The organism is Leifsonia sp. 1010, from assembly GCF_031455295.1.
Lineage (GTDB): Bacteria > Actinomycetota > Actinomycetes > Actinomycetales > Microbacteriaceae > Leifsonia.
The window spans coordinates 765,549-788,741 of the sequence record NZ_JAVDSL010000001.1; the positions used below are offsets into that span (position 1 = coordinate 765,549).

Here is a 23,193-nt window from a genome sequence, read left to right on the forward strand (position 1 = left end):
GTGGTCATTTCGCCTTCTCGGACGCCTGTCGCACGGCCTTCAGCGCGGCCTCGGGGGTGAGGCTGCCGGAGACGAGGCCCTCGGAGACGGAGACCCATGCGTCGCCGACATCGGGCACGTTGGCCATGTCCAGCCACACGACGGTGGACTTCGCGTCGTTCACGAGCTTCGTGCCCTCCGCCACGGCGGGGGTGGCGATCTGGTCGGTCACCACATCCTTCACCGCGCTCGGCTGACCGTAGGGCGGCGAGGACAGCGTCGTCGCGTTCTTCTTGTTCATGACGAACTTCATGAAGTCGAGGGCGAGGGCGGCGTTCTTGCTCTTCTTGTTGATCATGTAGCCCTCCGGAGCCGCCTCGAGCGTCGAGCTGTCGCCCTTCGCGTCGGCGGGCGCCGGGAGCTGGAAGATGCCGAAGCCGTCCTTGCTGAGCTGGCTGTCCTTCGTGTTCACCGAGTCGAACTCGATGAGCTCCTGGTAGTACATGGCCGCCTTACCCGTTGCCTGCTGCTGCTGGGCCGTGGTGTAGGTGACGCCGTTGGAGTTGGAGGCGTCGCCGGTGCACTGGGTGACGAGCTCCTGGAACTGCTTCATGCCCTCCACGTAGCCGTCGTCGGTGTACTTCGCCGTCTTCGGCAGCAGGTCGGCTTCGAGCGTCTTCTGCGGGACGTCGTACGCGAACAGCTGACCCAGGTAGTGGAGGCCCGGCCAGCCGTCCTTGTTGCCGAAGGCGATCGGGACGATGCCCGCGGCCTTGATGGTCGAGCAGTCGGAGATGAGCTCGTCGAGCGTCTTCGGCACGTCGAGGCCGAGGTCGGCGAAGATCTTCTTGTTGTAGCCCATGAACTTGCCGTCGACGTACTGCGGGATGCCGTAGTACTTGCCGTCGTACTTGAACGCGTTCAGGGATCCCTCGCCGAAGGTGTCGCCCCAGGTCGTGCCGGGCGCGATGACGGAGCTGAGGTCGACGGCCAGGCCGTTGGCGGCGAAGTTCTCGCCCCAGTTGCCGGCGTAGCTGAAGTAGATGTCCGGCAGGGACTGCGACCCGATGAGGACCTTCTCCTTGTCCTTGATCGCGTTGTCGTCGGTCTCCTGCGCGAGGGTGATCTTCACGTCGGGGTGGAGCTTCTTGTAATCCTTCACCAGGTTCTCGAAGTACGAGCCCAGCGGGTCGCCCGCTGCGGCGGTGAGGATGCTGATGCTGCCGGAGTAGTCCGGCTTCGCGGTGATGTCGGCCGAGCCGCCGCCGCCGGAGGAGCACGCGGTGAGTGCGAGCGCCATGACACCCGCTGCCGCTGCCGTGATGGTCCTGGTCTTCTTCACGCTCATCTCCCGTCGTGCGGGTCGTGCGGTCGGGGTGTCCGCTGACCCGTCTTTGGATCGTGGGTCGCTCTCGGCGACCGATTGCGACGACTATACGTGATTTTGGTACCGGTATCAACACTGCCCAATAGTGGCATCCCCCGCCCGTGCACGATTTGCGCCAAATCTCGGTTATGGGTCGGCGATAACCGCGATTTGGCGCAAATCGCGTGAGGGGAGGGCGCGGGAGGGGTTAGCGGCGGGGCGGAGCGACGGAGGCGCGCTCGACGAAGTCGGCCTCGAGGACGTGCGTGGCCGTAGGGGCGTCGCTCCCGGCGACCCGGGCCAGCAGGCACTCGGCGGTGAGCTCGCCGAGCTGGTGCATCGGCTGGGCGACCACCGACATCGGCGGCGTCATCACGCTCGCCCACGAGCTGTCGTCGAAGCCGATGAGCGAGACGTCCTCCGGGCAGCGCAGCCCGCGCTGCCGCAGGGCGCGCAGCGAACCGGTCAGCGCATCCGTCTCGGTCGCGAAGATCGCGGTCGGCGGATCCGACAGCGACAGCATCCCCAGCACCGCCCTCGTCGCCTGCGACTCGTTCTTCAGCACGTGCGTCACCAGCGAGGTGTCGAAGGGGATGCCGGCCAGCTCGAGCGCGTCCAGGTACCCGAGCAGGCGCTCGCCGTCACTCCAGAGGGCGTGGTCGATGATGCGCCGCAGGTCGTCGGCGTCCGCGGCCGGCTCGGTCGTGACCGGGCCCCAGACGAATGCGATGCGCCGGTGGCCCTTGTCGATCAACGACATGACGGCCTGGCGCGATGCCTCGCGGTTGTTGATGACGACCGCGTCCGCATCCACCGTGTCCACCAGGCGGTCGAGCAGCACCAGCGGGATCTCGCGCTTCGCGACGATGTCGAGGTGCGCCAGCTCGGCGCTGCGGCCGGCGGCCGGCGCCAGTGCGATCCCGTCGACCTGCTTGTCGACGAGCACGTCGATCGCGGCCGCCTCCAGCTGCAGGTCCTCGTCCGTGCTCAGCACGAGCACGTCGTAGTCGGCCCGCCGGGCCGCGTCCGTGATGCCGCGCAGCACGCCGGCGAAGAACGGGTTGCCGACGTCGGCGAGAACGACGCCCAGCGTGCGGGTCTCGCCCGTCGTCATGCTGCGCGCGATCGTGTTCGGGCGGTAGCCGAGCTCCTTCGCGACGGCGAGGATGCGATCCCGCGTCTTCGGGCTCACCGAGCCGTAGCCGCCGAGCGTCCGGGCGACCGTCGCCCGCCCGACGCCGGCGGCCGCCGCCACCTCCGAGATCGTCGGCGAGGGAATGCGGTGGTCGCGCTCCGTGGACATCGCCACCCCTTCCTGATCCGGGGCGGCTCACGCCCTCAGCCCACGTCGCCCGCCGCCACCGGCGGAAGCGAACCGACCGTCCTCGCCGCCTCGTCGACGGCACGCCCGTGACCGAACGCACCCTCGACCGTGCACTGCCGGGCGGCGAACTGTGCCGCACGCCGCATCGACCGATGCAGCGCCGCGCCACCGGGCCGGGCATTCCTGCGCCAGCCGGATCGCAGCAATTCAACCACGAACGCGCTCACGTAGGCGTCGCCGCATCCCATCGTGTCGACGAACGGACCGGGCACGGGAGCCGCGTCGGAGTAGTAGTACGCATCGCCGTCGAACAGCACGGCGCCGGCATCCCCCTGGGTCCCCAGCACGAGCGAGGGGCCGTGCGAGGCGATCCGCCGCAGTTCGGCCCAGGTGTCCGTGCGCGACAGTTCGCCGAGCGACACCAGTGCCAGGTCGATCCACGGGCCCACCGCATCCAGGTACTCCCCGGTGCGGTACTCCGGCTCGGACGAGAAGTCGTACGAGCGCAGGGTCCGCGTCGCCGCCAGCTTCGGCAGCTCCGGGATGACGCCCGAGTAGGCGCTCGAGTGGATGAGGGAGAAGCCGGATGCGTAGCGCACGTCGTCCTCCCCCAGCCGGACCGGATCGCTCAGGGTGACGCCGCCGTGGTTCCACCCGAGGAACCTCCGCTCGCCGTCGACCGTCTCGATCTCGGTCACGCCGTTCGGGCCCGGGCGCACCGAGGACCGCGAGGTGTCGACCCCGCAGTCCTCGATGGCCTGCCGCACGAAGCGCCCCTGCTCATCGTCGCCGAACACCCCCAGGTACGCGGCCTCGGCGCCGAGCTGCCGGGCGAACACCGCGACGTTCACGGCGTTCCCTCCCGGGTACTCGACCCCGCGGTCGACGAACCGGTCGACGATGTTGTCCCCGAGACCGAGGACGCGCACCGTGCTCATCGGCGCCCGCTCAGTACGCCACGACGCGGTAGTACCGGCGCAGGTCGAGCGAGTGGTCGCGCACCTGGGCGAGGTGCTTGCTGAAGCGGTCGACGACGGCGTCGGCGACGATCGGGGCCAGCAGCCCGCGGAACTCGTCGCTCACTCCCGGGAGCTCGTAGTCCTTGGTGTCGATCACCGTGACGTCGTCGCTGTACTCGTTCGCGAAGGCGATGACGCGGTCGGTGAGCGGGCGGGTCTCATCCTCGCCGGCGAAGACCAGGATGCTGGTGTCCTTCTCGATGAGCTCGAGCGAGCCGTGGAAGAACTCGGCCGCGTGGACGCGCGTGGTGGTGAGCCACTGCATCTCCTCGAGGATGCACATCGAGTACAGGTAGGTGAAGCCCCACAGCTGACCCGAGCCGGTCAGGAAGTGGTAGTCGGTGTCGGCGTGCTTCTCGGCGAACGCCTTGCCGATCGGGTCGGCCTGCTCGGTGACCGAGACGAGCGCCTCGGGGATCGCCTCGAGATCCTTCACCAGGCGGTCGTAGCCGTCGAACTCGCCCCGCAGCGAGAGGAGCTTCGCGCCGAAGGTGAGGAACTGGACGTCGAACGGCCACGCCTTGGGCGCCGAGAGCAGCACCTCGTCGACCGCGGAGGCGATCGGGCTGTCGGCCTGGCCGGTGAAGCCGATGGTCAGCGCACCCTTCTCGCGGGCGAACTCGACGCAGTCGATGATGTCCTCGGTGGTGCCGGAGACGGAGGCGAAGATCGCGACCGAGTCCGGGCCGAACTGCGGGTCCGGGGCGAGGATGAACTCCTTGCCGATGACGGCGCGCACCGGGAACGACGAGCGCGTCTGGAAGAAACGCTCGTACGGCAGCGCCGCGGCGTAGGTGCCGCCCGCGCCGATGAAGTAGATGTTCTTCCAGCGCCCGGCGCTGACGCGCTCGGCCAGCTCCTCGATCTGCGATCGCAGCGCGACGGTGCTGCGCACCTGCTCCAGGAATTCCTCTTCGTTGAAGCCCAGCATGTGTCTCCCTCCACCGATCCGTTTTTGGTACCGGTATCAATTCGTCTCAATCGTGACACAGCCCGACTCCTTCCGCAACACCCCCTCCCCTCTCCCGTTCTCGTGCCGGCCCTCTCTTTCCCTTTTCGCCGAAGTGCACGTTGTTGCGGTCGACACGCCGTGGGAATGCGCCACAACGTGCACTTCGACGAAGAAGGAGGGCGGGAGGGGGAGGGGAGGGGGCGTACCCCGGGATGCGGGCGCGCGCAGCCCCCTGGACGCACGCGCGCGCGGTGATTGCGTGGGGGCATGCCAGAGAACCAGTACACCTTCGACAACCCTGTGGACCGCTACCCCAGCATCTCCCCCGACGAGGAGCAGGTGCCCGAGCCGGGTCTCGAGAGCGACCTGAGCCCCCGCGCCGACCTGGGCGAGGACAGCTACGTCGGCACCGGCCGCCTCACCGGCCGAAAGGCGATCGTGACGGGCGGCGACTCCGGGATCGGCGCCGCCACCGCGATCGCGTTCGCGCGCGAGGGCGCGGACGTGGCGCTCGTCTACCTCCCGGAGGAGGAAGAGGATGCGCAGCGCATCGCCGGCCTCATCCGCGACGCCGGCCGCACGGCCGTCACCATCCCGGGCGACCTCAAGGAGCGCGCGTTCAGCGACGAGATCGTGAAGCGAGCGCTGGATGAGCTCGGCGGCATCGACATCCTGGTCAACAACGCCGGGAAGCAGATCTCCATGGAGAGCCTCACGGACATCCCCGACGACCAGTTCGACCACACGATGAAGACCAACGTCTACGCGATGTTCTGGCTGACGCGCGCGGCGCTGCCGCACCTCCCGGCGGGGGCGACGATCATCAACACCACGTCGATCCAGGCGTACCAGCCGGGCGAGCAGCTCGTGGACTATGCGACGACGAAGGCCGCGATCAACGCCTTCACGAAGGCTCTCGCGCAGCAGCTCGCGCCGAAGGGCATCCGCGTCAACGCGGTGGCTCCCGGCCCGATCTGGACCCCGCTTCAGGTCAGCAAGGGACAGCCGGCCGAGGCCATCCCCGAATTCGGGGAGCAGACGCCGCTCGGACGTCCCGGCCAGCCCGCCGAACTCGCCCCCGCGTACGTCTTCCTCGCGTCGCCCGAGTCGAGCTACGTGATCGGCGAGACGCTCTCCGTGACGGGCGGCATGCCCACTCCGTGACCGGTGCGCCGGGCGGGCCGTCGGCTCGCCCGGCGTCCGCGCGCCTGCGTCAGTGCCAGGCCCAGGGCAGGCGGAGGACGGCAGCGTCGTCCGAGCCGACGATCGCGAGCCGGGTCGCCGTCGCCACGCCGCGCAGCATCCCGGAGCGCTGGTACGGCACCGGAGCGAGCGCTCCGCCATCGACGACGCAGGCGATGGCGCGGTCGGGGCCGCCCGCCGTCGGGATCGCTTCCGGCGGGATCGCCGCCGGCACAGCCTCCAGACCGGGAGCAGGCCGCCCGAGCCTCCCGCGCACCAGCGGCCACCCGACCACGAGCAGCGAGACGACGGCGGCGAGGGGATTCCCGGGCAGCGACAGCACGTGGCGACCGTCGGGCAGACGGGCGAGCAGCAGCGAGCCGCCGGGTCGCAGGTGCACGCCGTCGATCAGGACGCGGGCCTCCAGCCGCGCGAGCGCGTCGCGTACCGGATCGGCCGGCCCGTGCGCGGTCCCACCGGACGTGATGATCGTCTCGGTGCGCGCCCGGCGGATGGCCGCAGCGACGTCGGCCGTGCGGTCGAGGGCGCGTGCGGTGGTCGCGCAGCGGGCTCCCACCGCGGCGAGCAGCGACGGCATCATCGGGGTCAGGCTGTCGGTGACGCGCCCAGGCGTCGGGTCCGACCCGGTCAGCTCGTCCCCGATCGCGACGAACGTGACGAGCGGCGGTGCGGAGACGTCGACCTGCTCGACTCCCGACGCCGCGAGCAGCCCGAGTGCCGGGGGCGACAGCACAGCGCCGGTGCGCAGCACGACATCGCCCGGCGCGGCCTCCTCGCCCGCCCGACGGATGTGGCTGCCCGGGCCGGGAGCGGGGTCGGCGTCGATCTGCGGCTCGTCCTCCAGGCGCACCGCGTGCTCCGACCGCACGACCGTCGCCGTTCCGGGAGGAACGGGTGCGCCCGTGGCGACCGGTCGCGCCTCGCCGGGCTGCAACGGAAGGGTCGGAGGGATGCTGCCCGCCAGCACCGGGTCGCCTTCGCGCCAGGGTCCGTCGCCCGCGACCGCCCAGCCGTCCATGGCGGAGTTGTCGAACGGCGGCAGCGGCCGCTCGCAGCGCACATCGGCGGCGAGCGTCAGACCGGCCGCCCGACCCACCGGCACCCGGAGCACGCGCGTCGGCGTCTCGCGACCGAGATCGTTCGCGATCGCCCGGGCGTCGCGCCACGCGGTCACGACGATCGCTTCTCGATCGCCGCGTTGAGCGCTGCGACGGCCTCCGCGAGCGGCTGGTTGCGACCGACCGCGATGCCGGCGATGAAGGTGGTCAGCGGCGCGGCCGGTCGGGCGATGCCGTGGGCGGCGTCGCGCGCGAGGTCGAGCACGGCCGCGATGTCGCCCGGTTCGAGCTGGACGCCCACCGCTGCCGCCGCCTCGTCGGCCCAGTCGTCGAGTTCGGACGGTTCCATGCGTGAGCTCCTCTGTTCGGGCCGTTCCGGCAGGTCGGCGCGGTCGGGCAGGTCTTCGGGCGTGTCGATGTCGGCGTGGATGCGCGCGGGCGCGGGGTGCCGCCCCTCAATACTGCCGAGAAGGGCCGCCGCAGGCAGTCCGTCGAGCGTGCCCCGCTCCCGGCGCAACTCGGCGACCCGGCGGGCGAGCTCGGCGACCGGCGCACGTGCGAGAAGCCATTGCGGGCCGCCCGACTCATCCGTGAGCACGCCCGCCTCGATCTCGCGCAGGGCGGCGAGCGCGGCGTCGGGGTCGGCCAGGTCGGCGGCGACGATCAGCACATCGGCGGATGCGTCGTCGGCCCCGTCCGCGAGTCCGCTGACCAGCGCATCCACCCCCGCCCCGATCGCCGCGCACGGTCCTCCCCACCGCGGGTTCTCGGAGACCGTGACGTGCACCCCGTCGGGAGTGCCGCCGGCGCCGGCAGCGGACACGAGCACCACCACGTCCGCTCCGGCAGCGGCGGCGACCGTGCGCTCGAGCAGGGTGCGGCCGTCGATCCTGTGCCGAAGCTTGTCCGAGCCGAATCGGGTAGACCGGCCACCGGCCACGACGATGACGGCCTCCCGTCGCGTCACCGGACGGCTCCGGGCGGACGCTCACCGAGCGCCCAGTTGATGCCCCAGCCGGCGATGATGGTGAACGCGATCGCGGCCGCCATCGAGAGGATGCCGAGCGGGGTGGCGATGACGCCGAGGCTGACGATCAGCGTCGTGGCGCCGGCCGGTGGATGCTGCAGCTTGAGCGCATGCAGGACGAACGCGGTGATCGCCACGGAGAGCGCACCGGCGAGCACGTATCCCGTCGACAGGCCGGCGGATGGCGCGGACGGCTTGCCGTTCATCCCGAACAGGAACAGACAGGCCACCCCGGCGACGAGCGCGACGGCGTGGCCGACCGCAGCGTTCAGCGGACGCGAGGAGGGATGCTCCGGCGCGCCGAAGACGAGCATGACCGTCGGCCCGAGACTCGGGAACAGCCACGGCGAGCTGAGCACGAGCCCGATGGTACCGGACGCGGCGAGCACGACGAGGGAGAGCACGGCGGTGTACGCACCGGCCCCCGCCGATCCGGCCCGCTCGGAGACGCGCGAAAGCAGGGACGGCTTCATCGGAGGCTCCTCACTTCGCGGCGATCAGCGCCTGCGGCGCCGCCTGCTTCATCCGGGTCATCAGCCAGCGCAGCTGCACCGACGTCTCGTGCTCGCATCCGGTGATGACCTCCAGGAGTTCCGCATCCTGGAGCGCCTGCGCCGCCTGTTTCACCATCGTCCAGGTCACATCGGTGAGGCGGGCCAGCAGGTAGAGGTCTTGCAGGTCGCGGAGAAGGCCGAGCGGGCCGCTCCGGGGCTCCTCGATGGCGTCGGCGTGCAGGCGCTCCGGCTCGTCGTCGGTGGCCGCGCCGCCGAACCGGGCGATGACCGGGTCGAGCTTCTCCCTGTGGCTCTCGCACTGCTGGGCGAGCGTCAGGCAGAGGAAGTGGACGTCGGGCTCGTCGCCGTGGGCGTCGGCGACCTGCCGGAACGACGTGGCGAGGGTGGATTCGGACTCGGCGAGCAGGGTGAGGTAGACGGGCAGCTTCACGATGCGTCCTCCGCTCCCTCGAGCCGACGGACCTGCACGGCGGCGGACTTGAAGACCGGCTGCTTGGACACCGGATCCCACTCGGTCGCCGTCAGCTCGTTCGCGGCGGTCGGGCGGCGTTCCTCGGCGCCGGGCGGCGCATCCCAGTAGCCGTAGTGGAAGGGAGCGAACACCGTCCCGGCGCGCGCCTTCCCGATCCGCACCGGCGCGACCAGCCGGCCGCGCCGCGAGACCACCTCGACGAGATCGCCCTCGCCGATGCCGCGCGAGGCCGCATCCACCTCCGACAGCTCCACCCAGACGTGCGGTGCCGCGTCGACCAGCTCGGGACTCCGCCCGGTCTTGGTGCGCGTGTGGAAGTGGTACGGGCTCCGCCCGGTCGTCAGCTGGAGCGGGTACTCGTCGTCGGGGGGCTCGTGCGGTCCGGAGTACGGCGCCGACTTGAGGATCGCGCGCCCGTCGGGCCGCAGCGCCCGGAACGCCTCCTCGCCGACCGTCGCGCCGGTCAGCAGGTCGTGACCGAAGCTCTCGCAGTAGTCGGCATGCGACGGGAAGTCGCCGTCGGCGTACAGCCGGGTGACGCTCTCGGTCTCGCCCTCACGCCGCGGCCAGCGGATGCCGGACTCCCGCCGCAGGTCGTCGTACGAGATGCCCGTGTAGTCGCAGGGGCGTCCGCGGGAGCATTCCTGCCAGGCCCGGTACGCATCCTCCGGCCCTTCCCACTCCAGGAGCGGCGCTCCGTCGTTGCGGCGGAAGTCCATGCGCCTGGCGTAGTCGAGGAAGATGTCGAGGTCGGCGCGTGCCTCGCCCGGCGGCTCGACCGCCTTCTCCGACAGGTGCACGGTGCGGGTCGCGTTGGTGAAGGTGCCCGTCTTCTCACCCCAGCCGGCGGCCGGGAGCACGACGTCGGCGAGCTCGGCCGTCTCGGTCAGATACAGGTCTTGCACGACGAGGAACAGATCCGGCTTCGCCAGGATCTCCCGGATGCGCGGAAGCTGCGGCAGCGACACCGCCGGGTTGGTCGCCGAGACCCAGAGGAACGGGATGGAGCCCTGCTCGACGTACCGGAACAGCTGCATCGCATGGGTCGGCGGCGCCCAGTGCGGGATGACGAGCGGGTCGACGCCCCACAGTTCGGCGAGCTGGTTCACGTGCTCCTGGTTCTCCCAGTTGCGGAACCCGGGAAGGTCGCCGTCGGCGCCGCACTCGCGGTTGTTCTGCGCGGTCGGCTGCCCGTTCATCTGCAGGATGCCCGCGCCCGGCCGCCCGATCATCCCGCGCAGCAGATGCAGGTTGTTGACCTGGCACGATGACGCCGTGGCCTGCGGAGCCTGGTAGAACCCCTGCAGCACCGTCGAGAGCACCCGCGGCGATTCGGCGAAGATGCGGGCAGCCCGGCGGATGTCGTCCGCAGGCACCCCGCAGACCTCGGCCGCACGCTCCGGCGTCCACTCCGCCACCTGACCCGTCAGCTCGTCGAGGCCGACGGTATGCGCGGCCACGTACTGCTCGTCGATCCAGCCGTTCTCGATGAGCTCGCGTTCGAGCGCGAGGAGGAGGGCGAGGTTCGTGCCCGGGCGGAGGGCGAGGTGGACCTCGGCCTTCTCGGCCGTCGCCGTCCGTCGGGGGTCCACCACGACGAGCCGCGGCGGGTTGGGTCCGGCGAGCCGGTCGAGGACCCGCGCCCAGGTCACCGTCTGCGTCGCCGCCAGGTTGTGCCCCCAGAGGAACATCGCGTCGCACTCGTCGATGTCCTCGTAGCACCCCGGCTGGCCGTCCGCGCCGAACGTCTCCTTCAGCGAGGATGCCGCCGTCGCCGTGCAGAGCCGGGTGTTGCCGTCCATGTGCGGGGTGCCGATCCCGGCCTTCCCGATCACGGCGAGCGCGTAGTACTCCTCCAGGAACAGCTGGCCGGAGGTGTAGAAGCCGTGGCTGAGCGGCCCCGCGTCGTCGAGCAACGCGCGGCTGCGGTCGACGATCGCCGACATGGCCTCGTCCCACGTCGCCGGCACGAGCTCGCCGTCACGGCGGATGAGCGGATGCGTCAAGCGGTCGCGCCCGCGCATCCCCTCCCAGCTGGCGTAGAGGCCCTTCGGTCCGAGCCGGCCGTGGTTGATCGGGTCGTCGACCCGGCCGCGGATGCCGACCATCCGTCCGTCCTTGACCGCGATGTCGCATCCGCACCCGTTGCTGCACAGCACGCAGGCGCTGCGCACCCAGTGGTCGACGTCGTTCTCGGTCAGGCCGTCCTGCAGCATGAGGTCGGCGCGGTCCGGCCAGCGGCCACCGCGGGCGAAGGGGGTGCGTTCACCCCAGATGTCGTCGATCCGGGAGCGATCCCCGGCGGAAACCGTCGTCGGCTGGTCCATGCAGCCACTGTCGGCTCACCTGGCCGCGGCTTCAAGCCCCTGCGCACTCGCAACCGTTGTGCGCGGGCACGGCGCGCGGCTCAGCGCGCGAGCGGTCGCCCGGTGCGGAACGCGTCGACGACATCCCGCGGGATCTGGCCCCTGCTGCCGACCTCGACGCCGTTCTTGCGCGCCCACTCCCGGATGGCCCGGCGCTCGTCCGGCGACGGCGGGGCGTCCGATGCGGGGGCGTCGTTGCGACCGGCGGCTTCGATCCACTTGGCGAAGTCCGCCCGCAACTGGTCTGCGTGCTCGGAGGACAGGTCGATGACGTACTGAACGCCCGCGAGCGAGAACTCGATCGTCTCGCCCTCGCCCTCCGGGATGACGGACTGGTCGAGGTCGTCGATCAACTGGTAGGTGACTCGCTTGGCCATATCGGTCCCGCCACTTCGTCGATGGGATGCACCCGCGGGTGCGCTTGTCGCGAAGCCTACCGGTGAGGCGCGCGTCAGCGACGGGCGACGTGCGCCCTTCGCTGAGCCCGGATCACCAGCGGCAGCACCACCCAGATGACGATGAGCACGACGAAGACGCAGCTCGCCGCGATGATGCCGGCGGGCGGCGCGAGCAGGAAGTCGACGATGAACAGGACGATGCCCGTGAACAGCAGGGATGCGGCCGCCAGGCAGACGATCAGGATCTTGCTGCCGAGCCCGACCAGCTCCGTCTTCGCCTTCTGCCGGAAGAGGAGGCGGTGGAGCGCGACCGGCGCGAGGGCGAGGAGCGTCACGATCACCGCGAGGAAGACGAGGACGAGGTAGACCACCACGTCGAACGGCGCCAGCTGGGCGAAGCGCTGCTGGAACGGCAGGGTCAGCAGGAACGCGGCGAGGATCTGGGTGCCCGTCTGGAAGACGCGGAACTCCTGCAGCAGCTCGTTCCAGTTGCGGTCCGCTCGCTGCGCGGATGTCTCGTCGCGCCCGTCGCCGGGATCGACGTCCGCGCCTTCGCCCTCCGGCGCCTCCCATACCTCATCACTGCTCATGGTCGCTGCGCCTCCAGGTCTCGCGCGAGAGCCGCCAGCGCCTTGTCGACGGTGGCCTTGACCACCTCTTCGGGGTCGCCGTCGAGGTGGAGCTCCTCGACCTGCGGTGCGGCCGGCCGGCCGTGGGCGAGGAAGACCGTGCCCGCCTCCTTGCCCTCCTCGGGCCCGGGGCCGCCCGCGCCGGTGACCGCGGCGACGAGGTCGGCGCTGAGCAGCCTCCCGACGCCCGACGCCATCTGCTCGGCGCACTCGGCCGTGATCACGGGGCCGGGCGTCACTCCGAGCACGTCGAACTTGACGTGCTCGGAGTAGGCGACGACCCCGCCGGCGAACCAGTCGCCCGCCTGCGGCGACGCGCCGAGGGCCGAGGCGATCGCATCGCTGGTCAGCGATTCCGCGACCGCGATGGTGACGCCGGCGGAGGAGGCGAGGTCGGCGATCGTCTCGCCGAGGTCGGTGTCGTTCTCCGTCGTCATGCAGGAACCTTAGCCGTTGTCGCTGTCGCCCTCGTCGCCTTCCGCCTGCGACGGCTTGTCGAGGATCTGCTGCTCCGCCTCGGTGTTCTCGTCGTGGCGGTCGCCTTCGGTGTTCTGGGGGTCGGACATGTCCGCTCCTTCTCTCGTGTGGTGGGTGGTCTTCAGCGGTCGGTGCGGAAGTGCACCGCTTTGTGGCTGCCGTCGCAGAACGGCTTGATCGTGGAGACGCCGCAGCGGCAGAGCGCGACCGTGCGCCGGTGCTGCTCGATCGGCGTGCCGTCGGGGGTGGTCAGGTCGACGTGGCCGCGGACGAGCAGGGGGCCGTCCGGGCAGGCGACGATGACCGGCTCCTCGTCGTGGGCGGTCATGCGGCCACCGCCACGGGCTGGCGGAGCGAGCTGCGGCCCGCCTCGAAGCTCTCCAGCATGTGCTGACCGGCGAGGCCGTCCACGTAGAGGCAGGCGGCGGCGCCGAAGACGATGTCGGGCAGGAGTTCGGGATGCTGCTCGGCGAGGCCCCCGGCGAGGTCGCGGCCCGCGATCTGCTCGTGCACCGCATCCGCCTCGACGTGCTCGTCGTAGTACCAGGTGACCTCGTCGTCGTGACCGAGCCGCCGGAAACCGTTTCCGTAGAAACGGTTCGGGATGGACGAGGTCATCTCGAAGGCCGCGAGGTGGCCGGTGATCGCGCCGCGGAGGCTGCGGTTGAGACCGAACATCGACATCATCGTGAACGACGCGAGCGTGATGGCGGGCACGTTGTCGATGTAGGCGCCGTAGCTGTCGTCGAGCCCGAGGTTGCGCATGGTGCGGCCGAAGATCTCCGCGTGGATGCGGTCCGGGCGCCCGGCGCCGTACTCGTCGGACTGCACCTCGACGAGCGCGGCCTTCGCCCGGCCGGTGAGGCGCGGGATGGCCCAGGAGTGCGGGTCCGCCTCCTTGCGCGTGTAGATGGAGCGGTGGATGACGAACTCCACCGCCTGCTCCTCCGTCGCCTTCTTGGCGAGGAAGCGCGAGAGGCTGGGGCCACCGTCCTCGGAGGTGAGGTCGAACAGGTAGGCGGCGACCGCATCCGCGTTCGGCTCCGGCAGCTCGCCGACGGGAACGCGTTCGCGGAGCTGGCTCTCGAAGACGCGCTCGATGGCTCGGCGGGTGCGCAGCAGGTCCGGGTTCCACTCCCACTCGTCGTCGGCTTCGACGGTATCTCCGTAGTGGAGGCCGTAGAGCAGGAGGAGGGTCAGCTGGAGGTCCTCGTCGGTGAGCAGGTCCGGCTCCGCTGCGAGCGCGGCGGTGGCATTCTCGGTAAAGCGGACGACGTCGTCCGATGCGGCGGAGGGATCGGCTCTGAGCGCGTCCAGCAGCGCCTCGCTCACCGGCCCCCGCGGGGTGATGCGTGGTGTCATGCTCCCAAGCAACCGGGGGAACGGCGCCCGGTCAAGTGGTTGCCTGAGCGCCGCTTCGGTGCGTGCGCGCCAGAATTGGCGCTCGATTCGTGCCGAATGTGCGTTTAGGCGGGTCGTTAGCGCACATTCGGCACGAATCGTCGGCGTGACGAAGCGCGGCGGAGAGTACGGAGCGGGGTCGCCGCACGGCGGAGGCGGCCGTCGGAGTAGCGGACCCCGCCGCGCAGGCGGGCGCCGACGGCCAGCCAGACGCAGACGGCGCGCTCGGCCAGCCACGCGGGCGCCCACAGGGCGGCCGTCGGCGGGAACAGCCGTCGGCCTCCGGCACGGCGGCGGCCCGCCTCGGCGAGCGCCACCACGGCGAGAACTCCGAGGAGCAGACGGCGCGGACGCCGCAGCGAGGCGAGGGCAAGGGGCAGCACGGCCAGTTCCACCGCAAGCCGCGCCGGTTGGGCGAAGTCGTCGTACGCCTGCCGCACCCGCTGCCGGAGGAAGTGCCCGACCTCGGGCGGCCGCCGGGTCACGCCGATCCGATCGGCGGCGATCACCCGTCCGCCCGCCGCCTGGACGGTGCGGATGAGCTCCAGGTTCTCGAAGAGCACGTCGCCGTCGTACCCGCCCGCCGCCAGCACGAGCGAGTGGCGAACGGCGAGCGTGCCCGGGTAGTCGTGGCCGAGGGCGCGGTTCAGGAGGGTGCGCCCGGTGTCCCAGCGCGCATGCCACGGCGCGGGGTCGAACACGTTCTGGGGCCGCACGAGGTCGCCGACGTCGAGCATGGCGACGACCGCGCGCAACGCCCCCTCGTCGTACCGGACGTCGTCGTCGGCCAGTACGACGCGATCGTGGCGGGCGGTCCGGAGACCGGTCATGACCCCGGCGACCTTGCCGTTGTGACCGGGCCACGGCTCTGCGGGGAGGTGGCGGACGCCCGGCGGGAACGCCCGCGCATGCGCGCTGAAGCGCTCCGGCTCCGATCCGTCGACCACCGTGACGTCGATCTGCTCCCGCAGGCGCGTGAGGTACTCCACCAGCTCCGCGAGGCCGGTGTCGTCCGACCAGCGGAGCGGCAGCACGTACTCGGCGTCGAGACTCATACGGCCGCCGGCTCCGACGCCCGCAGACCGGTCACGACCAGTCCGCTGCGCGGGCGGGCGGGAAAGGTGCGGAGGCTGATGCGGAGGTCCTGCTGCGGCACCGCCCAGTCGAGTTCGCGGGCGAGCATGCGGATGCCCGCATCCACCAGGTCGACCGTCACAGGCTCCCCGGGGCAGCGGTGGTCGTCGTGATAGCCGCCACCGCCCTGCGGGATCAGGGTGTTGGGCTCCACCACGAGCCCGTCGAAGCGCTGCGGCAGGAAACGGTTCGGCTGGTCCCAGATGGCCGGATCGTGCGTCGTGCCGTACAGGTCGAGCGCCGGTACGCACGTGCTCGTCCTTCCAGTCGAGGTCGCGGGTCGCCCGGCCGCCGATCACCGGGAAGAAGGGATAGAACCGGCGCACCTCCTGTGCGAACCAGCGCACCCCGGCATCATCCCCGCCGGCGAGGTCGGCCCGCCAGCCGGGGTGCCGGTGCAGCGCAAGGGCGGCGAACGTGAGGTACCGGCCGACGGCGACGACCGGCCGCAGCAGATTGAGCAGCTCGACGGCCGCGACCTCGGGAGGAAGGGGATGGGCGGCCTCGGCGCCGGACGTGGGCTCTGTGTACGCGGCGATCACCGCGAACGGCGAGTCCTCCGGCGCCGTCGGCGTGGCGCGTTCTTTGCGAACGGCGTCGGCGAGCAATCGCTCCGCCCGCGACCGCCGAGCGCGGACGGCCCAGTTCTCCGGCCCGACCGTCCCGGCCGCATCCACCATCTGGGCGAGCACGCGGCTGCTCCGCAGGTCGGCCGCCACCGCGTCGGGCAGACCAGCCCAGCCGGTCACGGCACGCGTGAGCACGTCGTGGAACAGGTCGAGCAGCACGACTTCGTCGCCGCCCGCCTGCGCCACCGCCCGCAGGAGCTCCTCGCGGAACCGTTCGACCAGAGCGTCGCCCGACGGGCCCATCAGGAGTCCGAGGAACAGCTCCTTGCGCCGGCGGTGCGCATGGCCCTCCAGCGACTGCACGCTCCCCTCGTCCTGCAGCAGCTTCAAGACGCTGCGCGGCATGGCGCCCTCCCGAGAGAAGCGGCCGCCTTCGTAGAAGAAGCGCGCGGCGTCCGCCCCGCGCATCACGAGCACGGGACGGCCGAGCAGACGGCTGCGGAAGTGGTCGCGTCCGGCAGAACGGAAGCCGCGCGTGCCGAAGAGGTAGCCGTCGCGGAGGAAGCGGAGGGTGCTGTCGCCCATGCCCACCCCTCAGACCCGCGTCGCCGGACGATTGACGCCCGCCCCGCGCGGACTCAGCAGCACGCCGAGCAGGATCATGGCGGCGGCGAGGAACAGGTGCAGCCAGTTGTCGGCGGAGTTCAGCGGCACGATGTTCGCCGGATGGTCGCCGCCGAACAGGAGTCCGTACAGCCAGATCACGGCGTACACGATTCCCCCGACGACGAGGTACATGCGCGAGCCGATCCGGGTCGCGGCGAACGCCAACCCGCCGACGCCGTAGATCAGGTGCACCAGATTGTGCAGCACGGACACCTGGAACACGCCGAGCAGCATCGCCATCGAGTCGTGCCCGGCGAACGTGAGCGCGCCGTAGTTCGTCGTCAGGCCCGGGATGAACCCGGCGATGCCCACGACGAGGAAGACGATCCCGGCGACGAGCGACGCCTTCTGGACGGCGGTGCCCGCGTAACGACGGTCGTCGCGGTCGGCGAAACCGCGGTCGGTGGGGTCTGCGGTGGTCATGGTGGCTCCCTTCTCTCAGCAGGTCTCTCTCAGCAGGCAACCAGGCTTCCGGCCGTCCCGTCAGTGCTTGACAACGCAGAGACGGCGCTCATACCTCCGAGGAGTCGAACCGCGGCGAGTAGAGCGTCGCGCCCGCGCGGAGCCGGATGACGTCGTCCGTGAACGACGCGAGGTCCGGCCACAGCACCAGCACGGAACCGCGCGCACGCCAGCGCAGGAAGCGAGCGATCAGTGCGGGCGCATCCACGTCTCTCCGCTCGTAGCCCGCGAAGGAGCCGTGGGCGTGCGGGCTCACGACAAGACCGTGCAGGCGGGCCGCGGCGAGCATTCCGTCCGGCGGCCCGTCGAGAACGAAGCGGGCGTCGACCACGACGCCGAGCCGTTCCCCTTCCGCGGTCAGCACCGGGCTGCCGAGCAGGTCACTCAGGATCATGGCGACCCCCGGGGATGCGCGCGATCACGTGGTCGCGCATCCATCGTTCGGTCCAGCTGGCGTCGAGGGAGTCGGCCGCGACGCCCACCGACACGACCGTTCCCGTGTCGGCGACGACCTTCCAGGGGATGCGGATGAACCGCGAGTCCGGAAGCCGCCCGCCGAAGACCCGCGTCATGAGGATGGGCCCGGTCAGCAGCGACGCGATGATCGGCGGGGTGTCCGGGTCGAGATGCTCCAGGTCCTCGGGAGTCGTCAACTCGAGGTCGTCGACGGTGCTGACCGGGACGCCGTCGGGATCGAGGATCTGCCTGTCGAGGAGGTCTAGGCCGGCGTCCAGCACCCGGCCGGCGACGGCCGGCGCCGGAGGGAGGTCGCGCTTCTGCGTCATGCTCCTGCTCCCGTCACGATCATGAGGGGGATGGCGGCGATCGACGCCACCAGGATGAGCCCGAGATAGATCAGGCCGAAGAAATTCGTCGCTCTGCCGTTGACCTCGTCACCCATGTATTTCGGGTCGTTGGCGACGATCAGGATCGGCAGATACGTCAACGGCAGGGCTATGGCGGAGAACACCACCGAGAACTCGGTGACCTGCACCGGATCGACGCCGGTGAAGAGGATGCCGAGAGCGACCACCAGCGACAGGATCATCACGGCGTGGAACCGCGACGCGGACGCCGGGCGCCGGAACTTGCCCCACGGCCAGCCGAAGAACTGGCCGAGGGTGTACCCGCTCGACAGCGTCACCTCGAGTGCCGCGCCGAAGGTCGCGGCGACGAAGCCGAGGATGACGATGATCAGCCCGATCTTGCCGAGCGCCTGCGCCACCGGAAGGGCCGTCTCGAACAGCGACTCCACCTGGATGCCCTTCGGGAGCAGAACGACCGTGGCACACGCGGCGATGGCGAGCGAGAGCAGCCCGCCGAGCGGAAAGCCGACGAGCACGTTCAGACGCGACTGAGCGAGGTCCTTCTTCTTCCACTTCTCCTCGATCGCGCCGGAGGAGAAGAAGAACACCTCGTACGGCGTCATCGCGGCGCCGAACAGGGCGATCGCGTAATACCAGTACGTCCCCGGCGTCTCGTCGGTGTGCGGCGACGGCTGGAGCAGCACCTGCGAGCCGAGGGCGGACCAGTCGGGGTGGAGGAAGAACAGGGCCACGGCGAACACGACAAGAGCGAGGCCCAGCATCCCCGTCACGTTCTCCATGATCGAGAACTTGACGCGCCAGATGACGATCCACACGGCGACGGCCGCGACAGGGAACCAGAGAACGGGCTCGATGCTGGAGGCGAGCTGCAACGCCAGCGCGATACCGCCGATCTCCGCGGTCAGGGTCAGCAGGTTGATCAGGAACGAGGCCGACAGGTTCGCGAGGGCCATCCGGGCCCCGAGCCGCTCGCGGATGATCTCGAACGTCGCCCGGCCGCTCACGGCGGCCACCCGGCCGGACATCTGGGCGAACAGGCAGATGCCGACCACGCCGACGATGACGACCCAGGTCAGCGTCATCCCGAACCGCGAGCCGACGACGCTGTTGGTCACGAGGTCACCGATGTCGACGAATCCGCCGATGGCGGTCAGCACGCCGAGCGCGACGGCGAAGATCCCCTTCATCCGCGGTCCAGCTGCTGGGAAGCCGCCTGCAGTTCGCGGGCCAGCCGGTCGAGCTCGCGCCGCTGCCGGTCGACAGTGGCGGCCGAGTCCGTGCCGGACGTCTGGGCCCTCTGCGCGGCGGTCACCACGTCCTGGGCCGCGCGGATGTCGGCCAGCACGCTGTCGCGCCGGGCGCCGATCCCGCCGATGGCGGTCATCGTCGAGACCGTCTGCGCCTCCTGCGCCAGCCGGTCGGCCACGTCGGTCAAGCCGGTGTCCTGCACGGTGGACAGGATCTGGTCCTGCTCGTGGAGCCCCAGCACGAGGCCGCCGGCCCGGGCGGCCGATGCGGCGGTGCCCGCGGACTGGGACAGGGAGCTGCGAGCGCTGTCGTCGGCGGAGCAGCCCGTGAGCACGCCCACCATCAGCAGCGCCACCGCCCCCGTGGCGATGTGTCGATGCCTCACGCCGAGGACTGTACGCGCGCTGTGAGAACGGTGAAAGTGCTGCTCCCTGTGGACTCCTACATGTCGGGCGCCGTCCCCGCGGGCACGTCCGGGCGGAAGCCCGCCGTCGCCTCCTCGTAGGTGGTGTGCCTCCGCGCGGGGTGCGAGTCCGCCGGTGGTGGCACGTCGGCCCTGCTCAACGCGTGCAGCACCAGCTTCTCCACCAGGGCTGCTGCTGTGGTCTCGCGTGAGCGCGCTATCCGGACGAGGGCGGCGTACTCCTGCTCACCCAACCGGATCGTGAGGGGCATCCCAGCCGGGGCACGACCCGGCCCGTGAACGGACGCCGGTTCCGTGATCTCGGCGCTGTGAGATTCCTTCATGTCCGAAGCCTTGCACAAGAGAGCGCTCTCCTTGGCTAGCGGACTTGTTCGCACGACGCACAGAGGAGTGTGCGCACCGTTGCAGGCGGCGGCGTCAGAAGCGAGGATCATGTGCGTCGCGCAGGCGCCGTCCCGTTCCCCCCGGTCCACGACGGTGTCAGCGCGACACTTCCGCGGCGGGATCCTGGTCTTCGGGTGGCCAGGATCCCGCCGCCATGAGCCGCAGGCCCTCCTCCAGCCGCTCCCGGATGTCGGCCGCCTGGACGATATCGGCGCCGAACGAGAGCGCCATCGCCGCGGAAGCCGCGGCACCGATGATCCGGTGGATGCGCGGGTCGGACGCGCGATCGCCCAACGCCAGTTGCGACGACTCGGCCGCCGCCGTCAGCGAGGCCCGGAGCCGCTCGCGCTCCGTCTCGGAGGGGAGCCCCTCCTGGAGGGCGACGACCGCATCGCGGAGCGCCGGCTCGACGAGGGTGCGGAGGACGGCGTCCGGTGCGACGTTCCTGTGCTGCTTCAGAGCCGAGTCCAGTGTCGCGAGCAGGGCGGACGGAGTGAACGGCTTGGCGAGGAAATAGGCTCCGTCGCGCTCGACCGAGGCCCGTGCGGACGGCCCGGGGAGCATCCCGCTCATCAGCACGATCGCCGCTTCGGGCTGCCGCTCGGCCACCATCCGGGCGATCCGGTCGCCGGGGACGCCGGGCATCATGATGTCGGTCACCACCGCGTCGAAGCGTCGCCCGCCGGCCAGCAGTTCGAGGGCTTCCGGGCCGCGCGCCACCTCCGTCACGAAGCCGTTCTGGTCGAGGGTCTGCCGCACCAGCTCGCCGATCGCCGCCTCGTCGTCGACGACGAGCACCCGGCGCCCGGCTCCGCGCGGCACGGCCGGCGCGCGAACGGGCGAGCGGCCATCCGCCTCCCCCTTCGCCGGCGGAAGGACGAAAGCGATCGACGTACCCGCGCCGGGTGCCGTCTCCACCTGCAGCTCACCGCCGTGCGCCTTCACGATGGCTGCGGAGGTCGGCAGGCCGAGGCCGGTCCCGCTCTCCTTGGTGGTGAAGAACGGCTCCAGGATACGCCCCGCCGTGCGCCCGTCCATCCCGCATCCCGAGTCGCGCACCTCGAGCCGCACCCCGTCGTCGCGCGCGGTCGCCCGCACGGTCAGCACGCCGCCGTCGGGCATCGCGTCGCGGGCGTTCGTGATCAGGTTGACCAGCACCTGGAAGAGTTCGGTGTCGTCGCCCGTCACGGGAGGCAGCTCGGCGGCCGCATCCACCACCAGCTCGATCGACCGCGGCAGCGTCTCGCGGCAGAACCGCTCCACCTCCCGCAGCAGGGCGACGAGGTCGACGGGCTCCCGCCGGCCTTCCGATCCGCGCGCGAACGACAGCACCTGACGGATCATCCCGGCGCCCCGCTGCGCCGCGGCGTCGAGGGTGTCGAGCAGGTCGCGCCTGCGCGCATCCTGCTCGTCCTGGCGCAGCAGCTGCACCGACATGAGGATGGGCGTGAGCACGTTGTTGAGGTCGTGCGCGATGCCGCCGGCGAGCGTGCCCAGGCTCTCCAGCCGCTGCGTCCGGATGCGCTGCTCCTCCTGCATGCGGTGCTCCGTGATGTCCGAGTTGACGGCGAAGACGGTCACCTCGCCGTCTTCGCCGCGCGACAGCTGCCAGCGGCAGTCGGCGATCAGCTGCGACCCGTCGACCCGTCGCTGCCGCAGTTCGCCCACCCAGAACCCGTCGCGCATCAGCGACTCGGTCGCCGCGTCGAACTCGGCCGGGTCGTCGTAGAGCAGCTCGCGCACCGAATGCCCCACCGCCTCCGACGCCGGGATGCCGTAGATGGCCTCCGCGCCGCGGTTCCAGTAGCGGATGACGCCGTCGAGGTCGCGCACCAGGATCGCGTCGCGCGCAGCGTCCAGCAGAGCGGCCTGCGACGCCACCCGCCGCGTGTACTGCTCGAGGGTGCGCCGGGCCTCCTGATCCTCCGTCACGTCGCGGACGATGATCGCGATGCCCTCCTCGGTGGGGTGCGCGTCCACCTCGAACCAGCAGCCCCACTCGGGCGAGAAGGCGCGGGCGCTCCCGGCCTCGCCGCGATCCATGGCGTCGCGGTAGATCCCCTCGAAGGCGCTGCCGAGGGCTGTCGGGAACATCTCCCACACGGTCTTCTCGCGCAAACGCGTCTCGTCGATCCCGCCGAGCTGCAGCGCCCACGAGTTGGCGAACGTGAACCGCCACGAGCGATCGACGAACCCGATCGCGTCGTGCACCTGGTCGAGCGAGTTCCGCAGCAGGCGGGCCATCGCACGCTGCTCCTCCCGATGGCGCACCAGGGCGGTGACGTCGTGGAACGCGCCGTGGATGCGCACCACCTCGCCGTTCTCGTTGCGTTCCGGCTCGCCCACCAGGTGCGCGTGCACCGTCCGGCCGGATGCGTCGACGATCGTGGCCCGCACATCCAGTGGGTCTCCGTGCATCGCGGTGCGCTGGAAGGCCGTCCGCACCGCCCTCCGGTCCTCCGGCTCGAACAGCGCGAGAGCCTCCGCGTCGACGGGGACGCGGCCGGGCTCCATGCCGAGCAGGCGGAAGAGTCCCTCGCTCCACTCGACGCCGCCGCTCGTCACGTCGACCACCCAGCCGGCGAACCCGGCGATGCGGGCCGCCATGCGCACGAGCGCCTCGTTGCCGGCCGCCGCGGCGGCCGAGCGCTCCACGTCGCCGATGTCGCGGGCGATCGCGAGCACGGCGGCCACAGCGCCGTCGGTGCCGCGCAGGGGGATGATCGTCACATCCAGTGAGCGGATGCGACCCTCGGGCGTGACGACGCGCGTCACGTACCGCCGGTTCTCCCCGGCGAGCGCCTCCTCGAACCGGGCGAGCGTGTACCCGAGGGAGTCGGGATGCAGCAGCCGGGCGAACGACATCCCCACCAGCTGCTCGGCCGTATACCCGGTCAGGTCGGCGAGCGCGCGGTTGCACTCGACGAACGTGCCGTCGACATCGACGACGCAGACCCCGTCGGGGTGACCGTGGAAGAGCGCATCCAGCCCGTTCAGCCGCAACGCGTCGGACGGCGTCGTCTGCGACGCGCGCGGAGGGTTCGGCTGGGGCATGGGGGGATTGTAGGCGGACTTTCGGGCCTACACTGACGGCCATGGGCACGGAAACCCCGGGCCGACAGGTCCTCGCGGTCGCTGACGACCCGATCCCCCGCGGATGTTCGCTGCGCGAACGCCCGCGCCACCTCGCCCGCCGGGGGCGCGGACGCGCTCAGCCGATACTGGTCAGGAGCGGCTGCCCGACCCGACCTGCTGAGCTCGCCGCGTGGCGTCCACCTCTGGGACGGTGACGA

General features: G+C 71.0%; 23 protein-coding genes. 1 reads left to right on the forward strand and 22 read right to left on the reverse strand.

The window, feature by feature from the left end; genetic code table 11:
- Positions 1-4: 4 nt before the first annotated feature.
- The 4 genes from J2Y42_RS03630 to J2Y42_RS03645 all read right to left on the reverse strand — a co-directional run bounded on the left by J2Y42_RS03630 (position 5) and on the right by J2Y42_RS03645 (position 4,619).
- On the reverse strand, positions 5-1,327 hold the full coding sequence (locus J2Y42_RS03630; RefSeq protein WP_309855148.1) for an extracellular solute-binding protein: 1,323 nt from the start codon (positions 1,325-1,327) through the stop codon (positions 5-7).
- 226 nt (positions 1,328-1,553) lie between these two features.
- Positions 1,554-2,648 carry a LacI family DNA-binding transcriptional regulator gene (locus J2Y42_RS03635; protein WP_309855150.1) on the reverse strand — a complete coding sequence of 365 codons (1,095 nt, stop codon included), beginning with the start codon at positions 2,646-2,648 and terminating at the stop codon, positions 1,554-1,556.
- Between the two features lie 35 nt (positions 2,649-2,683).
- Entirely contained in the window at positions 2,684-3,607 is a 924-nt protein-coding gene (locus tag J2Y42_RS03640; protein WP_309855151.1) for a PfkB family carbohydrate kinase, read from the reverse strand.
- A 10-nt stretch (positions 3,608-3,617) separates the two neighbouring features.
- Positions 3,618-4,619, reverse strand: a complete 1,002-nt coding sequence (locus J2Y42_RS03645; RefSeq protein WP_309855153.1) for an SIS domain-containing protein — start codon at positions 4,617-4,619, stop codon at positions 3,618-3,620.
- Between the two features lie 288 nt (positions 4,620-4,907).
- Between J2Y42_RS03645 and J2Y42_RS03650 the strand changes: the two genes are divergently transcribed.
- The gene (locus tag J2Y42_RS03650; RefSeq protein WP_309855154.1) at positions 4,908-5,804 is read left to right on the forward strand and encodes a glucose 1-dehydrogenase; all 897 of its coding nucleotides are present in this window, start codon (positions 4,908-4,910) and stop codon (positions 5,802-5,804) included.
- A gap of 49 nt (positions 5,805-5,853) precedes the next feature.
- Here J2Y42_RS03650 and J2Y42_RS03655 read toward each other — a convergent pair whose 3' ends face one another.
- From J2Y42_RS03655 to J2Y42_RS03740, 18 genes are all read right to left on the reverse strand, one after another.
- Complete coding sequence (locus tag J2Y42_RS03655; protein WP_309855156.1) at positions 5,854-7,017, reverse strand: molybdopterin molybdotransferase MoeA; 1,164 nt, start codon at positions 7,015-7,017, stop codon at positions 5,854-5,856.
- A complete protein-coding gene (locus J2Y42_RS03660) occupies positions 7,014-7,868 on the reverse strand; it encodes a DUF6457 domain-containing protein (RefSeq protein ID WP_309855158.1) in 855 nt (284 codons plus the stop codon). The genes J2Y42_RS03655 and J2Y42_RS03660 overlap by 4 nt, the downstream gene beginning before the upstream one ends.
- Positions 7,865-8,401, reverse strand: coding sequence for an HPP family protein (locus J2Y42_RS03665; RefSeq protein ID WP_309855161.1), 537 nt, complete (start codon positions 8,399-8,401; stop codon positions 7,865-7,867). Before J2Y42_RS03665 ends, J2Y42_RS03660 begins: the two co-directional genes overlap by 4 nt.
- A gap of 10 nt (positions 8,402-8,411) precedes the next feature.
- Entirely contained in the window at positions 8,412-8,873 is a 462-nt protein-coding gene (locus J2Y42_RS03670) for a hypothetical protein (protein ID WP_309855163.1), read from the reverse strand.
- Positions 8,870-11,242 (reverse strand): nitrate reductase, encoded by a 2,373-nt coding sequence (locus J2Y42_RS03675; protein WP_309855165.1) that lies wholly within the window; start codon positions 11,240-11,242, stop codon positions 8,870-8,872. The genes J2Y42_RS03670 and J2Y42_RS03675 overlap by 4 nt, the downstream gene beginning before the upstream one ends.
- 80 nt (positions 11,243-11,322) lie before the next feature.
- Positions 11,323-11,658 carry an Lsr2 family protein gene (locus J2Y42_RS03680; RefSeq protein ID WP_309855166.1) on the reverse strand — a complete coding sequence of 112 codons (336 nt, stop codon included), beginning with the start codon at positions 11,656-11,658 and terminating at the stop codon, positions 11,323-11,325.
- Between the two features lie 74 nt (positions 11,659-11,732).
- On the reverse strand, positions 11,733-12,269 hold the full coding sequence (locus J2Y42_RS03685; protein ID WP_309855167.1) for a DUF6328 family protein: 537 nt from the start codon (positions 12,267-12,269) through the stop codon (positions 11,733-11,735).
- A complete protein-coding gene (locus J2Y42_RS03690) occupies positions 12,266-12,745 on the reverse strand; it encodes a CinA family protein (RefSeq protein WP_309855168.1) in 480 nt (159 codons plus the stop codon). Before J2Y42_RS03690 ends, J2Y42_RS03685 begins: the two co-directional genes overlap by 4 nt.
- 161 nt (positions 12,746-12,906) lie before the next feature.
- A complete protein-coding gene (locus J2Y42_RS03695) occupies positions 12,907-13,113 on the reverse strand; it encodes a CDGSH iron-sulfur domain-containing protein (protein ID WP_309855170.1) in 207 nt (68 codons plus the stop codon).
- Positions 13,110-14,147: an iron-containing redox enzyme family protein gene (locus tag J2Y42_RS03700; RefSeq protein ID WP_396427131.1), complete on the reverse strand. Its 1,038-nt coding sequence runs from the start codon at positions 14,145-14,147 to the stop codon at positions 13,110-13,112. Before J2Y42_RS03700 ends, J2Y42_RS03695 begins: the two co-directional genes overlap by 4 nt.
- A gap of 116 nt (positions 14,148-14,263) precedes the next feature.
- Positions 14,264-16,474, reverse strand: a complete 2,211-nt coding sequence (locus J2Y42_RS03705; protein ID WP_309855171.1) for a glycosyltransferase — start codon at positions 16,472-16,474, stop codon at positions 14,264-14,266.
- Between the two features lie 9 nt (positions 16,475-16,483).
- Positions 16,484-16,978, reverse strand: coding sequence for a DUF4383 domain-containing protein (locus tag J2Y42_RS03710; RefSeq protein WP_309855173.1), 495 nt, complete (start codon positions 16,976-16,978; stop codon positions 16,484-16,486).
- An 88-nt stretch (positions 16,979-17,066) separates the two neighbouring features.
- Positions 17,067-17,411, reverse strand: coding sequence for a PRC-barrel domain-containing protein (locus tag J2Y42_RS03715; RefSeq protein WP_309855174.1), 345 nt, complete (start codon positions 17,409-17,411; stop codon positions 17,067-17,069).
- Complete coding sequence (locus J2Y42_RS03720; protein ID WP_309855176.1) at positions 17,398-17,802, reverse strand: hypothetical protein; 405 nt, start codon at positions 17,800-17,802, stop codon at positions 17,398-17,400. The genes J2Y42_RS03715 and J2Y42_RS03720 overlap by 14 nt, the downstream gene beginning before the upstream one ends.
- Positions 17,799-19,031: a divalent metal cation transporter gene (locus J2Y42_RS03725; RefSeq protein ID WP_309855177.1), complete on the reverse strand. Its 1,233-nt coding sequence runs from the start codon at positions 19,029-19,031 to the stop codon at positions 17,799-17,801. Before J2Y42_RS03725 ends, J2Y42_RS03720 begins: the two co-directional genes overlap by 4 nt.
- Positions 19,028-19,477, reverse strand: a complete 450-nt coding sequence (locus J2Y42_RS03730) for a hypothetical protein (RefSeq protein WP_309855179.1) — start codon at positions 19,475-19,477, stop codon at positions 19,028-19,030. Before J2Y42_RS03730 ends, J2Y42_RS03725 begins: the two co-directional genes overlap by 4 nt.
- Before the next feature lie 56 nt (positions 19,478-19,533).
- Positions 19,534-19,839, reverse strand: a complete 306-nt coding sequence (locus J2Y42_RS03735) for a hypothetical protein (RefSeq protein WP_309855180.1) — start codon at positions 19,837-19,839, stop codon at positions 19,534-19,536.
- A 157-nt stretch (positions 19,840-19,996) separates the two neighbouring features.
- Positions 19,997-22,954 (reverse strand): PAS domain S-box protein, encoded by a 2,958-nt coding sequence (locus J2Y42_RS03740; RefSeq protein WP_309855181.1) that lies wholly within the window; start codon positions 22,952-22,954, stop codon positions 19,997-19,999.
- Positions 22,955-23,193 lie beyond the last annotated feature (239 nt).

Excerpts from the sequence above, each read along its gene's own strand:
- J2Y42_RS03630 (WP_309855148.1), bottom strand. The coding sequence starts at position 1,327 with ATGAGCGTGAAGAAGACCAGGACCATCACGGCAGCGGCAGCGGGTGTC.
- J2Y42_RS03635 (WP_309855150.1), bottom strand. The coding sequence starts at position 2,648 with ATGTCCACGGAGCGCGACCACCGCATTCCCTCGCCGACGATCTCGGAG.
- J2Y42_RS03640 (WP_309855151.1), bottom strand. The coding sequence starts at position 3,607 with ATGAGCACGGTGCGCGTCCTCGGTCTCGGGGACAACATCGTCGACCGG.
- J2Y42_RS03645 (WP_309855153.1), bottom strand. The coding sequence starts at position 4,619 with ATGCTGGGCTTCAACGAAGAGGAATTCCTGGAGCAGGTGCGCAGCACC.
- J2Y42_RS03650 (WP_309855154.1), top strand. The coding sequence starts at position 4,908 with ATGCCAGAGAACCAGTACACCTTCGACAACCCTGTGGACCGCTACCCC.
- J2Y42_RS03665 (WP_309855161.1), bottom strand. The coding sequence starts at position 8,401 with ATGAAGCCGTCCCTGCTTTCGCGCGTCTCCGAGCGGGCCGGATCGGCG.
- J2Y42_RS03675 (WP_309855165.1), bottom strand. The coding sequence starts at position 11,242 with ATGGACCAGCCGACGACGGTTTCCGCCGGGGATCGCTCCCGGATCGAC.
- J2Y42_RS03680 (WP_309855166.1), bottom strand. The coding sequence starts at position 11,658 with ATGGCCAAGCGAGTCACCTACCAGTTGATCGACGACCTCGACCAGTCC.
- J2Y42_RS03685 (WP_309855167.1), bottom strand. The coding sequence starts at position 12,269 with ATGAGCAGTGATGAGGTATGGGAGGCGCCGGAGGGCGAAGGCGCGGAC.
- J2Y42_RS03690 (WP_309855168.1), bottom strand. The coding sequence starts at position 12,745 with ATGACGACGGAGAACGACACCGACCTCGGCGAGACGATCGCCGACCTC.
- J2Y42_RS03695 (WP_309855170.1), bottom strand. The coding sequence starts at position 13,113 with ATGACCGCCCACGACGAGGAGCCGGTCATCGTCGCCTGCCCGGACGGC.
- J2Y42_RS03700 (WP_396427131.1), bottom strand. The coding sequence starts at position 14,147 with ATGACACCACGCATCACCCCGCGGGGGCCGGTGAGCGAGGCGCTGCTG.
- J2Y42_RS03705 (WP_309855171.1), bottom strand. The coding sequence starts at position 16,474 with ATGGGCGACAGCACCCTCCGCTTCCTCCGCGACGGCTACCTCTTCGGC.
- J2Y42_RS03710 (WP_309855173.1), bottom strand. The coding sequence starts at position 16,978 with ATGACCACCGCAGACCCCACCGACCGCGGTTTCGCCGACCGCGACGAC.
- J2Y42_RS03715 (WP_309855174.1), bottom strand. The coding sequence starts at position 17,411 with ATGATCCTGAGTGACCTGCTCGGCAGCCCGGTGCTGACCGCGGAAGGG.
- J2Y42_RS03720 (WP_309855176.1), bottom strand. The coding sequence starts at position 17,802 with ATGACGCAGAAGCGCGACCTCCCTCCGGCGCCGGCCGTCGCCGGCCGG.
- J2Y42_RS03725 (WP_309855177.1), bottom strand. The coding sequence starts at position 19,031 with ATGAAGGGGATCTTCGCCGTCGCGCTCGGCGTGCTGACCGCCATCGGC.
- J2Y42_RS03735 (WP_309855180.1), bottom strand. The coding sequence starts at position 19,839 with ATGAAGGAATCTCACAGCGCCGAGATCACGGAACCGGCGTCCGTTCAC.
- J2Y42_RS03740 (WP_309855181.1), bottom strand. The coding sequence starts at position 22,954 with ATGCCCCAGCCGAACCCTCCGCGCGCGTCGCAGACGACGCCGTCCGAC.